Consider the following 15,956-nt stretch of genomic DNA (forward strand, 5'->3'; position numbering starts at 1 on the left):
GCAGATCAGAACCGGGCGGTGGCCGTGACGCCGAGACGGCGGCCCTCGCCATGATAGATCTCCATGATGCGCTGCGTACCGATGGAGTAGTTGCGCGGCTGCTGGAGAACGTTGGCGTTGTAATTCTCGTCCGTCAGGTTGGTGACCCAGGCGGCGATGGAATAATCCTCGCTGTCCAACGACAGGCGCAGGTTGGTCAGAGTACGCTCGCCGAAGCTGGTGACGTTCAGGCTGTTGGTATAGGTCGGGCCGACATAGTTGACGTCGACACGGCCGGACAGGGTCCAGTCGGCGGAGACCGGCACGTCGGCGGTGGCGTGCAGGTTGTATTGCAGCTTCACCGACCGGGCCGGACGATGCCCCTCGATGGAGGCCTGCGACCCACGGCCCGGCACGGTGACCAGTTCGCAAACCGTGGACGGATTGCCGCACTGGAGCGAATAGGCCGGGTCGTAGGCACCATTGCCGTACTTCGGGTCGGAATAGGTGACCGAACCGCCGACGGAGACGATGTCGGTGGCCTTGAACTCCGTCTGCACCTCGAAACCGTTGGTCTTCATGCCGCCGACATTGGTGATGATCGCCTGCGTCACCACCGGGTTGGAGGAGAAGGTGGAGATCTGCAGGTTGGTCCAATCCACCTTGTAGACCGACGCGTTCAGCATCAGGCGGCGGTCGAACAGCCAGGACTTCACGCCGGCCTCATAGGTCCAGTTCTCCTCCTCCTCGAAGGTCAGTTCGTTGGCGGCCAGACCGCCGACGGCGTTGAAGCCGCCCGAACGTACGCCCTTGGCGGCGGACGCGAACAGGAACACGTCCTCGGTCACCTTGTAATCGGCCGTGAAGCGGGGGGTGAAGCTCTTGAACTCCGCCGACAGCGGCTGCGCACCCGGGCACGGGCCATAGGCACCGAAGAAGGTGATGATGCAATGGTCGGTCTTGCGGTCGATATTGTAGCGACCCTCGGCCGACACGCGCAGATCGTCGATGATCTCGTAACCCAGAGAGCCGAAGACCGATTTGGTGACGTTCTGGCGATAGTTCAGGCTGGACAGCTTCACCGAGGCATTGCTGTCCGGAACCAGCGACAGGTTCGAAAGGGTGGCCAGCGGGCCGGTACCGGCCGCCATGCCCGGCAGGATCTGCACCAGGCGCTCATTGGGTGCCAGACCCAGGGCGCTGGTGCCGGCCTCGGCGCGGGCTTCGACGTTGGACTTAAAGAACAGGGCGCCAGCCAGCCACTGGAACCGCTGGTCATCGGGCGACTGGATGCGCAGTTCCTGGCTCTTGGTCACGACATGGTCGCCACTGACCAGGACCGAATTGCCGTTGATGGTGCGGGTATAGGTGCCGGTGGTGGCACCGCAGGTGCTGCCGACCGTGCAGACGCCATACGCCGCGCCATTGCCATAGAGGTCGCTGTCACCCCAAGCGGAATTCTTGGAGGAGGTGACGCCGGTGACGCTGACGATGGAGAAGGCGTCGAACTCGTATTCCAGCTCCAGGGCCGCCTGACGGGCGCGGGCCGTGCTGTCGGGGATGCCGGCCGTGGCATCGACCGGACGGTCGGTGGGCAGCTTGCCGCAATACAGGAAATAGGCCTGGGTCTGGGCGTTGAAGCCGCCGCAATTATGGCTGCTCAGCGGGTTCGCCGACAGGCCCGGCATCTCCATCGTCGATTTCGACGCGAAGCCGGTCAGGGTCGCGGTGAAATTCTCGGTGGGCGTGAACAGCAGGGAGCCGGAGACGCCGCGCTTCTCATACCCACCCAGCTTGTCGATCGGGTCCGACACATTGTCGAACTCCCCGCCATAGGTGGAATAGGCGGCGGCGATATGGGCGGCCAGCTTGTCCTCGATGATCGGCTTGGACAGCGAAACCTTGCCGCGATAGTCCTTGTTATTGCCGACCGTGACAGAGGCCGTACCCTTGCTGTCATTGCCCGGACGGGCGGTGACGATGCCGACGGCGCCGGCGAAGGTGGAACGGCCGTACAGCGCGCTCTGCGGACCCTTCACCACGTCCAGCTGGGCGATATCGACGACACCCAGGATGTCGGCCGTGTTGCGGCTGGTCTGATAGATGCCGTCGATGAAGATGCCGACATTGGCCTCGACATTCAGGTCGGTGGAGGAATTGGCGGGCGCCAGGCCGCGCACATAGACATTGTTGAACGCGCCGCCGGCCATGTTGGACACGGTGATGCCCGGCGTGTTGTTGCCCAGGTCGGTCAGGCTGCTGATATTGCGCTCGGCCAGATCGTCGGCGGTCAGGGCCTGGATGGCGATGGGGACGGTCTGCACATCCTCCTTGCGCTTGCGGGCGGTGACGATGATCTCTTCCAGCATCAGCTCGCCTTCGGCGGCGAGTGCGGCGGGAACGATGGCGGAAGCGGCGAACGCACCGACCAAAGCGGACGTGGTCAGGGCGAGGAACTTGGAACGATACATAAGGCCCCCTTGTTCTTTCCGGTCATTTGATTAGGCTATTTATCCGGCGCCAAGTTCCCGTTTTTTGGCGGCTGTGCTTTTTTCAGGGGTCGCCGTGGTCATTCTTTTGGACCTGCGGGCCATTTCCCGATCAGCCTGCTAGCCGGAATTTGCCAGCCCGGTCAGCTAATTCTTTTGCCGAACTTTCCTCAACCTCCCCGCCTGCACTGTCCACCTGACGGATAGAGGGGCGCTGTCCATAGGGTGGTTACGGCAACGGCGTCGCGCCGCGACCTCGGGCAAATGCCTGATAGGATGGGCAATCCAATAATCCGGGGGCCGAGATGAAGCGCGTGTTGTCCTGTCTGTTGTCCCTGGGCCTGCTGGCCACAACGGCCCTGGCGGCCGATCCGCCGCCGCCCTTTGCCAGCCAGACCCCATCGCCGGCCCCTGATTACGGTCGCATGGATAGTTGGGCGGCCACCGCATGGAAGCCGGGCGCCAGCAGTGCCGTCCCCGCCAACCAGGGCGAGGTGGCATCCGCACCGGAAGTGGATGTCTTCTACATCCACCCGACCACCGACCGGTCCACCAGCCGCTGGAACCAGGATCTGGCCGATGGCGCAGTCAATGACTGGACCGATGCCAGCGTCATCGCCCGACAGGCCGGATTGTTCAACGGCTGTTGCCGCATCTATGCGCCCCGTTACCGCCAGGCGACGCGGCTGGCCTTCACCAACATGGCCGGCGACGGGCAGAAGGCGTTCGACCTGGCCTATACCGACGTGCTGCGCGCCTTCGACCTGTACCTGAAGCGCGACAATGCCGGCCGGCCCTTCATCCTGGCCGGTCACAGCCAGGGGGCATCGCATCTGATGCGGCTGCTGAAGGACCGGATCGACGCCTCGTCTTTGCAGCGCCGGATGGTGGCGGCCTATGTGGTGGGCGTGAACCTGTCGGAGGGCGATTTCCCCCGCACCTACAAGACCCTGTCGATCTGCGCCAAGCCTGCCGACACCGGCTGCGTCATCGCCTGGAACGCCGTGACACCGGAGACCGACCTGGCCCTGATGGGCAAGGCCAATGCCCAGCGCTTCGTCGGGCTTTACGGCGATGTTCCGGGTCAGGAACCGGTCTGCGTCAACCCGCTGACCTTTGACCGCGACCGGCCGGTGGCTGCAGCGAGGTTGAGCCTGGGGGCCGTGCCCGGCGATCTCGGCGAAGGCGTAATGCTGCCGACTGTGGCCAAGTCCGTCGCGGCGCGGTGCGAGAAGGGGTTCCTGGTGGTGGATGCCGATCCCACGCTGGGCCTGAAGCCGCTGCCCGGCGGGATTTTGCACTACCACGATTACGGGCTGTTCTATGCCGACATCCGGGCCAACGTGACGGTGCGGATGAAGGCATTCCTGGCGGCGGGGCGGTGAGGGGAAAGAGCTTAACTTTCAAAGCGATGAAAGCGATAAGGGCGATAAAAAGGGAACTGTCATTGGGATGAATGGGATAAGGAGGATGAACAGGATAGAAATGATTGACAGGGCAAAGCCCCGTCGAAAATCCCTGTTCTCATCCCATTTATCCTGTTCATCCCATTCATCTCAATAACAGTTCCTCTTTTCCTTTTATCGCCCTTATCGCTGCAATCGCTTTCATCGCTTTGAAAGTTAAGCCTTATTCACAACCGCGCCGTCACCGCCTTCGTCTCCAGATACGCGTCCAGCCCCTCGCGACCGAACTCCCGCCCCCAGCCCGATTGTTTGTAGCCGCCGAAGGGGATGTTGGTGGCGATGGCGCCATGGCAGTTGATCGACACCTGGCCCGACCGGATGCGCGACACCAGCTTGTGGGCCGTCGACAGGCTGCGCGTCCACACGCTGCCCGACAGGCCGTAGACACTGTCATTGGCCATGGCGGCGATCTGTTCCAGGTCCTCCGTCTCGAACCGGTGGATGGCCATCACGGGGCCGAAAATCTCGTCCCGGAACACGGCCATGTCGGTGCGGACATCGGTCAGGATGGTGGGCGGCACGAAATGGCCGGGGCGGTCCAGTTTTGCCCCACCGGTGACCAGCGTGGCACCATCGTTCAGCGCCCGGTCCACATGGCCCAGCACGCGGCCCGCATGCGCGCCGCCGATCAGCGGTCCGAAATTGTTGGCCGGGTCCAGGCCATGGCCCAGGGTGAAGAAGCCGGTGAAGGCCTCCAGCCGCGCCACCAGCTCGTCATGGATGGACGCATGGGCAAAGATGCGGGTGCCGGCCATGCAGTTCTGGCCCTGCAAGAAGAAGGTGGCCATGGACACGCCCGACCCGGCCAGTTCCAGATCGGCATCGGGCATCACCACCACGGGCGACTTGCCACCCAGTTCCAGCGACACTTTCTTCAGATTGCCCGCCGCCGCCTGCACGATCTTGCGGCCGACCTCCGTCGATCCGGTGAAGCTGATCTTGTCGATCAGGGCGTGGGTGGACAGGGCCGCCCCCGCACTCTCGCCCGGACCATTGACGATATTGACCACGCCGTCGGGGAACCCCGCCTCCTGGATCAGCCGGCCCAGGGCGATGGCCGACAAGGGCGTCTCCTCCGCCGGCTTCACCACCACCGTGCAACCGGCGGCCAACGCCGGGGCCAGCTTCAGGGTCAGGGTGGAGACGGGCACGTTCCAGGGCACGATCAGCCCGACCACGCCCACCGGCTCGCGCAACGTATAGGTCAGCGCCTCGGCATCGGCCGTCACATGCGGCGGCGGGGTGGTGGTCACCCCTTCGATGCGCAGGATGGCACTGGCGTAATAGTCGAACATCTCCACGCAGTTGGAAACGGTCAGGCCGGCGATGAAGCGCGGCATGCCATTGTCCAGAATCTCCAGCTCCGTGAACATCTCCGCGTCGCGTTCCAGCAGCCGCGCCAGCCGGACCAGCAGCCCGGCCCGCTCCCGCGCCTTCAGCCGCGACCAGGGGCCGGTGAAGGCACGGTGGGCTGCCGTGACGGCCATGTCGATATCCGCCGCACCGCCCGACGCCACCGTCGCCAGATGCAGTTCCGTGGCCGGATCGTGACTGTCCAGGGTGGCGCCCGACAGCGACGGACGCCATTGCCCGCCGATCAGCAGCCCATGGCGTTCGGACAGGAAGGACCGCGTGGCGGCGGAGACGGAATGGCCGTCGAACGGCGTGGCTTCACGGGACATATCGATCCGTTATTTCATACGCCCTCAGGCGCCGGGCGCCGCCGTCCGGTGGCTTGGCTTACGCTGCATGTGCAGCGGGCCGGCAGTCGCCGGCCTACCTCGACCCGGGCCTTTGGCCCGGGTCGAGGGTATCAGACAGGAACGGTGCGGCAATCGTAATCCAGCAGGCCCAACGTATCCTCGTTGCGCAAACCCTCCAACCCGAACAGTTCGGTATTGGCGGCCTGCAAACGGTCGGCGTTGGCGTTGCTTTCCTGCTGGATGAAGGTCGCCCGTTCATGCCGGGCGGCGACATAGCGTTTCAACGCCGCGCCGGCGCTGCCACTGTCGGCAAGGGCCCGCGACAGGACGATGGCATCCTCGATGGCACACGCCGCCCCCTGGCCCATGAAGGGCGTCATGGCGTGGGCCGCATCGCCCAGCAGCGCCACCTTGTCCTCGATGATCCAGGTGGATAGCGGCTTGCGGGCATTGATCGCCCATTTGTACAGCCGGCCTTCCGGTGCGGCGGCGATCATCGACTGCACTTCCGGCGCCCAGCCCTGGAAGGTGGTTTCCAGGTCGCTGCGTTCCGCCGGAATGGTCCAACCATCCTGGGTCCAGCCATCCTGGCGGGCGAAGAACACCATGTTCAGGATCTGCGACCCGCGCACCGGATAGCGCACGACCATACGGCCGGGGCCGATATGCATGCCGGGCCATTCCGCCAGATCGGCCAGTGCCGGGGTGACCGGAGCCAGGGCGCGCCAGACGATATGGCCGGTGAAGTGTGCTGCTTCCGGCTCGAACAGCTGGCGGACCACGGATTTCAGCCCGTCGGCGCCGATCACCAGATCACCTTCCACCCGGCGTCCGTCATGCAGGATGGCGGTCGTGCCCTCCACCGCCACCACGCCGGCATCGGTCAGCAGCGCGCCGCCGGCCTCTGTCGCCGCATCCACCAGGATGGCGTGCAGGTCGGCGCGGTGGATATAGACGTAGGGGGCACCATAGCGGGTGCGCATGTCGGAACGGTCGATGGCGCGGATCAGGCGCCCATCCTGCCAATGCTGGATACGCTGGCGGGCCGGCTCCACCCCGGCGGCGGCAATCCGCTCCGCCAAGCCCAGATGCACATAGCCCTTCATGGCGTTGGGCGACAGGGTCACCCCGGCCCCGACCTCGGCGAAGGCGGGGGCGGCTTCCAGCAGCGTGACGGCGAAACCCTGGCGCAGCAGCGCGATCGCCGCCGTGAACCCGCCGATGCCGCCCCCGACCACCGTTATTCTTGCTTTGCTCATGGGCATTGAAGCCTTCGATTCGCTGAGCACCGAACCCATCATCGGTGTCGCAGCGATTAGGCGGCGCGAAAGTGCCGCAGGGATAGGCAGCCTCATCCGCTTGTCCACACGGCGGACGAGCGCATACTGGGCAAAAATGTAAGCCTAGCGGGCATTTGCGGCCGTTCTATCCGGTCAGCGGATATCCATGTCCGGACCATGCCCCGAAAACCCCAGCAAATCCGCCAAAGCGCCACCCTATCCGTCGGGCCTTATCCGACAGGTGGACATACGCCCATATTCTTCGGTTACAGTTTTAGTTCACCGGCATGATCACTTGGTCGGTGGATAATTGGCGCGTCAGGAGGTTCGGGTAATGGACAAGATCAAGCCGGTTCGGGCGATGCTGCGGGTGCTGGATGTTCTGCAGGTGCTGAACAGCCGCAACGGCGTAACGGTGACGGACGTGGCCAACGCCATCGACCTGCCGCGCACCACGGCCTACCGGGTGCTGGAGACCCTGTGTTCGGCCGGATACGCCGTCCGCGACGGGTCGGACGACCGCTACCGCCTGACGGTGCTGGTCCGCGGCCTGTCGGACGGGTACGACGACGAGGCCTGGATCGGGGAGGTGGCGCAGCCGCTGCTGGGCCAGCTGGGCCAGAAGCTGGTCTGGCCGGTATCGATCAGCACCAACCAGGGCAGCAACATGCTGGTGCGGTACACCACCGACAAGCAGAGCCCGCTGGCGCTGGAGCGCTACAATGCCGGTGTGCGCGTGCCGATCCTGAACTCCGCCGCCGGCCGCACCTATCTGGCCTTCAGCCCGGCGCCGCAGCGCGCCGCCCTGCTGGATATCGCACTCGGTTCCGGGGCGGAGATGGAAGGGGCCGGGCGCCAGCGCGACATTATCGAGAAGATGCTGGGCAATGTCCGCAAGGCCGGCTACGCCATCAATATCCGCCAATATCGCGGGGAATCGACGGCCGCCGTGCCGGTCTTCCATGGCAGCGCCATGCTGGGCTGCGTCGGCATGCGCTTCATGGACAAGGCGGTGACGGAGGCGGTGTTCGCATCCCGCTACCTGCCCGACCTGAAGGAAGCCGCGCGCGAGATCGGCGAGGCCTATGGGGAATGGAAGGGTGCCGTCCAGCCCGAACCGCTGGACCAGTTGCCCACCCGCCGCTGGGACTGGACCCTGGAACGCCGCGTGGAGCATTGAATGGTATTTATGCGCCCTCAGGCGCCGGGCGCCCACGCCGTGGGCTTGGCTTGACACCGCACGTGCGGTGCGGCGGCAGTCGCCGCCGTACCATCGGCCATAGGTTATGACCGGTGGTATTCGGGGTAAAGAAGAAGGGCGCGGCCGACAAGACCGCGCCCTTTCCATTTGAAGTGCCGTCAATCAACCCTTGGCCACCTTCGTCGCCGGCGCACCCTTCAACTGATCGGCTCCCGCCCAGATACGCCCGCCGATGGCGGTACCGATGGCAACCACCGCCGGTACCACCTCCACCCGCTCGTAAAGACCGGAGCGGAAATAGGGGTCGCCGATCATCAGCGCATCCACATCGGCCCGGTCCGATGCCTTCAGCAGGAACATGGAGCCCAGATAGCCCTTGCCGTCGGGGGTGCGCATCGGCCCGGCGCTGACATAGCGGGTCCAGTTGGCCTCCATATGGCCCAGATGCCCTTCCATGAACTGGTCGCGCAGTGCCAGGGCCTTTTCCGTGTCGGCAATGTCATAAGCCAGCACCAGGAAGGTCGGGCTGTCGATACGGGGAACGGTGGGGCAAGGATTGCTGCTCATTATCGGCCTCACAGATCCAGAACCATCTTGCCGAAATTGCCGCCCGCCATCAGGCGGACCAGCGCGGCGGGGGCGGCATCCAGGCCGGGCAGGCGCTCCTCGCGTGCGACCATCTGGCCGTTGCGGACCAGTGGAATGACGCGGCGGCGGAAATTGTCCATCTCCGGCCAATGGTCGAAGACCACCAGACCCTCCATCGTGGCGCGGAACTTGATCAGCGGCACGACATTGGGACCGGGCAAGGGGGCCGCCGCCTTGTACTGTTCCATCAGGCCAACCAGAACGACGCGGGCGCCCAGGGCCAGATGGCCCAGCACCCCTTCCAGGATGCGCCCGCCAACACCGTCATAAAAACAGTCGATCCCCGCCGGGCAGGCCTTGGCCAGGGCCGCCACCCAATCCGGATCGCGATGGTCGATGCATTCATCGAAGCCCAGCACATCCCTGGCATAGGCGCATTTCTCCGGCCCGCCGGCGATGCCGACGACGCGGGCGCCCATGCGCTTGGCCAGTTGCCCGGCCGTGGAACCCACCGGCCCGGTGGCCGCCGACACGACGAACGTGTCACCGACGATGGGCTTCAGCACGCGAATGGTGCCGGCCCAGGCGGTGAGGCCCGGCATGCCCAGCATGCCCAGCAGCAGCGTCGGCGAGATATCGTCGGGCAGTTCCACCTTCTGCGCCGCCAGGCTGGACGGGCCCTGGGCCACGCCGATGGGGGCGGCATCGGCCACGGTGAATTTCTGCCAACCGGCGCGGCACAGCACCCGGTCGCCGGGTACCAGGCTCTCGGCCCGGCTTTCGATCACCGTGCCCACCGCCTCACCCGGGATGACGCCGCCGATAGCGACACCGCCCGACATATGCCGGCCGCGCAGCGCGCTGGCGACATAAGGATCCAGAGACACATGGTCGACGCGGATCAGGACCTGTCCCGGGCCGGGGGCCGGCATCGCCGCCTCTTCCAGCCGGAAATCGTCGAGCACGGGGGACAGACCCACGGCGCGGGCCAGCACGATGCGCTGATTCATCGGAGAGATCCTTAAGGTTGGTAGCAGCAATAAGACGCTTGCAATTGATATAATGATATATCAATAATCCATTCAAGCATCATTCCATATCATTCGCAGGCGGAGGAATTCCGGCATGGCCACGCGCATCATCGCCCTGTTCAACCTGAAACCCGGCATCGACCGCGCCGCCTATGAGGAATGGGCCCGCAGCACCGACCTTCCCATCGTGAACGGTCTGGCGTCGATCAAGGAATTCGCAGTGTTCCGCACCGTGGTCACGATGGGCAGCGAGGCGCCCCCGCCCTACCAATATATCGAGATCATCGATGTGGCCGACATGGACGCGTTCGGTCGGGATATCGCCACGGAAACGATGCAGAAGGTGGCCGCCCAGTTCCAGGACATGGCCGACGTCACCTTCATCCTGACCGACAAGCTGGGCTGACGGGGGCGGAGATGAAGCGCTTTGCTGGCAAGGTCGCCGTCGTCACCGGTTCCGGGCGCGCCAAGGGGTTGGGGGAGGCCATTGCCCGCCGGCTGGCCGCCGATGGCGCGTCGGTGGTGCTGTCGGATATCGGCAAGTCGGCCGACGCCGCCACGCCCGACAATATGATCGGTGGCCTGTCGGAAATGCAGGCCCTGGCCGCCGACATCGCCGCCGACACCGGTTCGCGGGTGGAGACCTTCACCTGCGACGTGCGCGATCTGGCGCAGATGCGGGCCATGGCGGCGTTTGCGGTGGAGACGTTCGGCGGCCTGGATTTCTGGGTCAACAATGCCGGCATCGGCTACATCATGAAGCCGCTTCTGGAACTGGAAGCGGCCGAATGGCAGGCCGTCATCGATGTCAACCTGACCGGCTGCTTTAACGGCATCAAGGCGGCGGCGGAGATGATGGTGCCGACGGCCAAGGGCGGGCGCATCATCAATATCGCCAGCCAGGCGGCCAAGTCGGGCTTCCCCTTCGCCGCCGGCTATTGTGCCTCCAAGCATGGTCTGGTCGGGCTGGTCCGGTCCACCGCGATCGAGCTGGGGCGTCACCGGATCACCGTCAACAATGTCTGTCCCAACCATGTCACCACCGGCCTGGGCACCTGGCAGAACGAATATTTCAGCCAGAAGCTGGGCCTGTCGCTGGAAGCCTATCTGGAAGGCATGAAGGGCCGCATCCCGCTGGGCCGTCCCGGATTGCCCGAGGATACGGCCGGTGCAGTCGCGTTCCTGTGTTCCGACGATGCCCGCTACATCACCGCGGAAAGCATGAACGTGTCGGGCGGCGAGGAGCCGCATTAACCCGACAATTCTCACTCCCCCTCCCCGTCATCCCGGCGAAAGCCGGGACCCAGGGGCCACAAGCACAAACCTCTCGGCAACTTAGATCGAAGCGGCTGAACGGTCGGGCGCTTGGCCCCTGGGTCCCGGCTTTCGCCGGGATGACGGGGTTTGGATTTCATCATTCCTTGCCCATAGAGGTCCCCATGCCGGCACCCGCCGATTTCACCTGGCCCAACGGGTCGAAGCTGGCTTTGTCCATCGTCGTCAATGTCGAGGAAGGGGCGGAGCAGAATATCCGCGACGGCGACAAGGGGCCGGAGCCGGTGGACGAGCTGTCGGTGCATGTGGCCAAGCCCATCCGCATCCATGGCAATGAGAGCAACTACCAGTATGGCATCAAGGCCGGCGCCCCCCGCGTCATGCGCCTGCTGAAGGAATATGGGGTGGAGGCCACCTTCACCGCAGCATCCGTCGCCCTGGAACGGGCACTGCATCTGGCGGCGGAGATCGTGGCGCAGGGTCATGAGGTCTGCTGCCATGGCCATCGCTGGACGCACCAGTTCTGGATGAAGGAAGACCGGGAGCGGCAATTCATCCGTGACGGCTGGCAGTCCATCGAAAAGACCACGGGCACGCGGCCTGTCGGCTGGCTGTCGCGCTACCTGCATACCGAGGCCACCCGCCGTATCCTGGCGGAAGAGGGCTATCTCTATCACATGGATGATTATTCGGACGATTTCCCCTTCTGGGATCACGTCCCCCTGTCCGACGGCACGACCAAGCCGATGGTCATCATGCCCTATGCCATCGACAGCAACGACATGAAGTTCTGGCTGTCGCCATCCCTGACCCCGCGCGACTGGATGCAGTACGCCATCGACAGTTTCGATTGGCTGTACCAGGAGGCACAGACCGAAGGGGCGCGGATGATGAGCCTGGGCCTGCATCTGCGCATCATCGGCCGTCCGGGCCGCATCGGCGCCTTCCAGGGTTTTCTCGATCATGTGAAGCGGCACCCGGATGTCTGGGTCACCAGCCGCGCCAATATCGCCCAGGCGTTCGCGGCGGCGGTGCCGCCGACTGCGTAAATCCCCTCCCCCACCCGAAAAGGTCAGGACCATGCGTAAACTGCTGCTGTGCGGTGCCCTTTGTGCGCTTCTGTCCGTTCCCGCCCAGGCCGGAAAGCCGGTGACGGCGGAGGTGGGCAAGGGATGGAGCCAAGATGACAAGCTGCCCAAGCAGCCGGTCGCCTTCCCCGGCGGTGTCGTGGCCGTGCCGGACCTGACCTATGCCACGATCCCCGGATATCGGGCGCTGAAGCTGGATATCTATCACAAGCAAGGCGCCAAGGACCGACCGCTGATCCTCTATATCCATGGCGGCGGCTGGGCCGTGGGCAATTCGCGCGGGCTGGCGGCGTTTGCCGATTTCCCCGCCGTCCTGGCCGATCTGGCGGCGCGCGGCTATGCCGTGGCCGCCGTCAATTACCGGCTGAAGGGGGAAGCCATTTTCCCGGCCCAGAGCCAAGATGTGGACGCCGCTATCCGCTGGCTGCGTGCCAATGCCGGAACCTATGGCATCGATCCCAAGCGCATCGGTGTGTTCGGCGACAGTGCCGGCGGTCACCTGACCGCTATGGCGGCGGTGGATTGCGACCGGTCGGTGGCGGTTGAAAAGGGCGACTGCGTGCAGGTGGCCGTGCCCTGGTACGGCATCTATGATTTCACCGTCACCGACAAGCCGCGCCCGCCGGAGGATTTCAAGCCGATCCACGATTTCCTGGGCTGCAAGGACGCGGCCGATTGTGTCGAAGAGATCAAGGCCGTCGGCCCCATCAACCATGTCGACGCCAAGACCCCGCCCTTCCTGCTGCTGCATGGCGAGTTGGACGCGGCCGTGCCGCCGATCCAGGCCAAGGTGATGCTGGACAAGCTGAAATCGGTGGGGGCACCCGCCCGCATGGTGATCTATCCCGGCGTCAACCATGGCTGGATGGCGCAGGATGTCGAACTGATGCGCTCCACCCACGTCAGGGCGCTGCAGGACACGGTCGATTTCTTCGATGAGGTGCTGAAGCCGTAAGGGTGACTTGAACACCACTCCGGGAAGGCGCGGGCAAATCGAGTTTCATCAATATCCACCGTCACCCCGGCGAAGGCCGGGGCCCCAGGTCGTAGAGCGAAGCGCTTGTCATCTGGGCCCCGGCCTCCGCCGGGGTGACGGTTGGAGAAAGTGGCGGCGAATGTGCCCGAAACTTTCGCGGGGGAAGCACGAAAGTGCGAACGGCGACAAATGCGCCCCCATCCTCCTGGTGGTCAGACCACAATCCAGTTGCTGACAATGACCACACAGCCCCGATTATGTCCGGACATAATAATTGTCAGGGTTGATCATGGCTGAGCGGTCATTGCTGTTCGTGCCGGGGGCGCGGCCGGAAAGGTTCGGCAAGGCGCTGGCCGCCGGGGCGGATATCGTCTGCATCGACCTGGAGGATTCCGTCCCTCCTGCCGGCAAGGACGCGGCCCGCGCCGCCGCGATTGCCTTCATCGCCGAACGGGGCGCACCCGATGGGCTGTGGCTGCGCATCAATCCGGTGCGCAGCCAAGCGGGCCTCGCCGACCTGCTGGCCGTGCTCAACGCCCCGAAGTCGCCGGCCGCCCTTATGCTGCCGAAGCTGACGGACCCGGCCGACCTCGCCCTGCTGGACGAGGTGCTGGGGGAACGGAAAGTGGCGCTGGTGCCGCTGATCGAAACGGCGGCCGGTTTGCGCAACGCGGCATCCATCGCCACGGCCAAGCGCGTGCGCGCGCTGCTGTTCGGGGCGGTGGACCTGTCGGCGGAACTGGGCTGTGCGCTGGAGTGGGAGCCGTTGCTTTACGCGCGTTCAGCCCTGGTCGCGGCAGCGGCGGAAGGCGGGGTCGGCCTGTTCGATGTGCCGCATATCGATGTGGCGGATGCCGACAGCTTGGCGGCCGGCACGGCGCGGGCCAGAGCGCTGGGCTTCACCGGCCGGGCCTGCATCCACCCGTCGCAGGTCGCGGTGGTGAACGATGTCTTCATACCCACCGAAGCCGAGACTGCCCGTGCCCGCCGCGTGGTGGAGGCCTTCGCGGCGGCGGGCGGTGGTGTCGCCCTGCTGGATGGCAAGCTGATCGAGATACCCGTGGTGCGGGCGGCCCGGCGCGTGCTGGCCGCCGCCGCTGCCGGTTGATGACAAGGAACAAGAGGACATGGTGCAGAACTGGAAGGAAGTCGCCCCGAACCGCTATCGCGAGACGTTCGGCCGCTATTTCGAGGATTTCAATGTCGGCGACGTCTATGAGCATCGGCCCGGCAAGACCGTCACCGAATATGACAACCACCTGTTCACGCTGCTGACGCTGAACACCCATCCGATGCATTTCGACACCGAGTTCGCGAAAGCCAGCGAGTTCAAGCAGAACCTGGTGGTCAGCCCCTACACGCTGGCGCTGCTGATCGGCATGAGCGTGACGGACGTGTCGCAGAAGGCCATCGCCAATCTGGGCATGGACGAGGTGAAGTTCTCCGCCCCCGTCTTCCATGGCGACACGCTTTATGGCGAGAGCGAAGTGCTGGCCAAGCGCGCCTCTGAAAAGCGGCCCAACCAGGGCATCGTCACCATCCGTACCATCGGCAAGAACCAGAACGGCGTCACCGTCTGTTCGTTCAAGCGCAACATGCTGATCCCCTTCCGTGGCCATGCCGTGGAAGACCGGGTCGCGCACTACTGATCAATCCGGAGCCACAGACATGAGCACGCCCCATCCCGGCATCCACCCGGACGATGAAGCCGCCATCCTGGACAGCATCGAACGCTGGCTGGCCCGCGAGGTTCGCCCCGTGGCGGAGAAGCTGGAACATGACGACATCTACCCGATCCAACTGGTCGAGCAGATGAAGGAACTGGGCCTGTTTGGCGCCACCATCAGCCCGGAATTTGGCGGGCTGGGGCTGCCGGCATCGACATATACCCGCATCGTCGCCCTGATTTCAGAGACCTGGATGTCGCTGACCGGCATCTTCAACAGCCATATCATGATGGCCACGGTGGTGGAGAAGTTCGGGACCCAGGCCCAGAAGGAATATTGGCTGCCCAAGTTCTGCGCCGGTGAAATCCGCGGCGGGCTGGGCCTGACGGAGGCCGATGCCGGCACCGATTTGCAGGCCATCCGCACCCGCGCCACCCGCACCGATCGCGGCACCTTCATCGTCAACGGCACCAAGACCTGGATCTCCAACGGGATCGAGGGCGGGGCCGTGGCCCTGCTGGTCAAGACCGACCCGGATGCCCAGCCGCGCCACAAGGGCATGTCGATGCTGATCGCGCCCAAGGTCGATCCCGACAATGGCCGGCGGTACGAAGGCTTCCGCACCGGCAAGAAGCTGGAGAAGATGGGCTATAAGGGCATCGACAGTGCCGAGCTGATCTTCGAGGATTACGAGTTGGACGCCGAGCGCCATCTGGTGGGCGGGATCGAGGGCAAGGGCTTCCTGATGGCGGTCGGCGGGCTGGAACTGGGCCGCATCAATGTCGCATCCCGCGCCGTCGGCATCGCGCGGCGGGCGCTGAAGGAAAGCGTGGCCTATGCCCAGACGCGGCGAACCTTCGGCAAGCCCATCGCCGAGCATCAGGCCATCCAGTTGAAGCTGGGCGAGATGGCCACCAAGGTGCGCGCCGCCGAACTGCTGGTCCAGGATGCGGCCGCCGCTTACGACCGTGGCGACCGCTGCGATATGGAAGCCGGCATGGCCAAGTATTTCGCGTCGGAAACGGGGGTCGAGGTGACGCTGGAGGCCATGCGCATCTTCGGCGGCTATGGCTATTCCAAGGAATATCCCATCGAGCGCCTGTACCGCGACGCGCCCTTGATGTGCATCGGCGAGGGCACCAACGAGATGCAGCGCATCATCATCGCCAAGCAAATGGTTGCGCGGAACCCAGTGTGAGTGCCCGATAAACTA

Annotated in this window: 14 protein-coding genes; 9 read left to right on the forward strand and 5 right to left on the reverse strand. The window is 64.7% G+C overall.

Annotation, left to right across the window (positions count from 1 at the left end; translation table 11 throughout):
- Positions 1 to 5: 5 nt before the first annotated feature.
- Positions 6 to 2,450, reverse strand: a complete 2,445-nt coding sequence (locus ACM9HJ_RS03355; RefSeq protein ID WP_416570265.1) for a TonB-dependent receptor — start codon at positions 2,448 to 2,450, stop codon at positions 6 to 8.
- Between the two features lie 323 nt (positions 2,451 to 2,773).
- Between ACM9HJ_RS03355 and ACM9HJ_RS03360 the strand changes: the two genes are divergently transcribed.
- Positions 2,774 to 3,853: a DUF3089 domain-containing protein gene (locus ACM9HJ_RS03360; RefSeq protein WP_416570266.1), complete on the forward strand. Its 1,080-nt coding sequence runs from the start codon at positions 2,774 to 2,776 to the stop codon at positions 3,851 to 3,853.
- A gap of 248 nt (positions 3,854 to 4,101) precedes the next feature.
- On the opposite strand, the gene ACM9HJ_RS03365 is transcribed toward ACM9HJ_RS03360, so the two are convergent.
- On the reverse strand, positions 4,102 to 5,616 hold the full coding sequence (locus tag ACM9HJ_RS03365; protein WP_416570267.1) for an aldehyde dehydrogenase family protein: 1,515 nt from the start codon (positions 5,614 to 5,616) through the stop codon (positions 4,102 to 4,104).
- 131 nt (positions 5,617 to 5,747) lie between these two features.
- Complete coding sequence (locus ACM9HJ_RS03370) at positions 5,748 to 6,896, reverse strand: FAD-dependent monooxygenase (RefSeq protein WP_416570268.1); 1,149 nt, start codon at positions 6,894 to 6,896, stop codon at positions 5,748 to 5,750.
- Between the two features lie 355 nt (positions 6,897 to 7,251).
- Here ACM9HJ_RS03370 and ACM9HJ_RS03375 point away from each other — a divergent pair, with 355 nt between their 5' ends.
- Entirely contained in the window at positions 7,252 to 8,097 is an 846-nt protein-coding gene (locus tag ACM9HJ_RS03375) for a helix-turn-helix domain-containing protein (RefSeq protein ID WP_416570269.1), read from the forward strand.
- A gap of 183 nt (positions 8,098 to 8,280) precedes the next feature.
- Here ACM9HJ_RS03375 and ACM9HJ_RS03380 read toward each other — a convergent pair whose 3' ends face one another.
- Both ACM9HJ_RS03380 and ACM9HJ_RS03385 read right to left on the reverse strand, forming a co-directional pair.
- Positions 8,281 to 8,685: a YciI family protein gene (locus tag ACM9HJ_RS03380; protein ID WP_416570270.1), complete on the reverse strand. Its 405-nt coding sequence runs from the start codon at positions 8,683 to 8,685 to the stop codon at positions 8,281 to 8,283.
- An 8-nt stretch (positions 8,686 to 8,693) separates the two neighbouring features.
- Positions 8,694 to 9,716 (reverse strand): NADP-dependent oxidoreductase, encoded by a 1,023-nt coding sequence (locus ACM9HJ_RS03385; RefSeq protein ID WP_416570271.1) that lies wholly within the window; start codon positions 9,714 to 9,716, stop codon positions 8,694 to 8,696.
- Positions 9,717 to 9,831: 115 nt separating this feature from the next.
- Here ACM9HJ_RS03385 and ACM9HJ_RS03390 point away from each other — a divergent pair, with 115 nt between their 5' ends.
- The 7 genes from ACM9HJ_RS03390 (at position 9,832) to ACM9HJ_RS03420 (ending at position 15,941) form a co-directional block, all read left to right on the forward strand.
- A complete protein-coding gene (locus tag ACM9HJ_RS03390) occupies positions 9,832 to 10,143 on the forward strand; it encodes a hypothetical protein (RefSeq protein ID WP_416570272.1) in 312 nt (103 codons plus the stop codon).
- An 11-nt stretch (positions 10,144 to 10,154) separates the two neighbouring features.
- Positions 10,155 to 10,991, forward strand: a complete 837-nt coding sequence (locus tag ACM9HJ_RS03395) for an SDR family NAD(P)-dependent oxidoreductase (protein ID WP_416570273.1) — start codon at positions 10,155 to 10,157, stop codon at positions 10,989 to 10,991.
- A gap of 185 nt (positions 10,992 to 11,176) precedes the next feature.
- Positions 11,177 to 12,061 (forward strand): polysaccharide deacetylase family protein, encoded by an 885-nt coding sequence (locus ACM9HJ_RS03400; RefSeq protein ID WP_416570274.1) that lies wholly within the window; start codon positions 11,177 to 11,179, stop codon positions 12,059 to 12,061.
- A 31-nt stretch (positions 12,062 to 12,092) separates the two neighbouring features.
- Positions 12,093 to 13,055, forward strand: a complete 963-nt coding sequence (locus tag ACM9HJ_RS03405) for an alpha/beta hydrolase fold domain-containing protein (protein WP_416570275.1) — start codon at positions 12,093 to 12,095, stop codon at positions 13,053 to 13,055.
- A gap of 310 nt (positions 13,056 to 13,365) precedes the next feature.
- On the forward strand, positions 13,366 to 14,184 hold the full coding sequence (locus ACM9HJ_RS03410) for an HpcH/HpaI aldolase/citrate lyase family protein (protein ID WP_416570276.1): 819 nt from the start codon (positions 13,366 to 13,368) through the stop codon (positions 14,182 to 14,184).
- A gap of 19 nt (positions 14,185 to 14,203) precedes the next feature.
- Positions 14,204 to 14,725: a MaoC family dehydratase gene (locus tag ACM9HJ_RS03415; RefSeq protein WP_416570277.1), complete on the forward strand. Its 522-nt coding sequence runs from the start codon at positions 14,204 to 14,206 to the stop codon at positions 14,723 to 14,725.
- A 19-nt stretch (positions 14,726 to 14,744) separates the two neighbouring features.
- Entirely contained in the window at positions 14,745 to 15,941 is a 1,197-nt protein-coding gene (locus tag ACM9HJ_RS03420) for an acyl-CoA dehydrogenase family protein (protein WP_416570278.1), read from the forward strand.
- Positions 15,942 to 15,956: the final 15 nt, after the last annotated feature.

Source organism: Niveispirillum sp. KHB5.9, from assembly GCF_048066115.1.
Lineage (GTDB): Bacteria > Pseudomonadota > Alphaproteobacteria > Azospirillales > Azospirillaceae > Niveispirillum.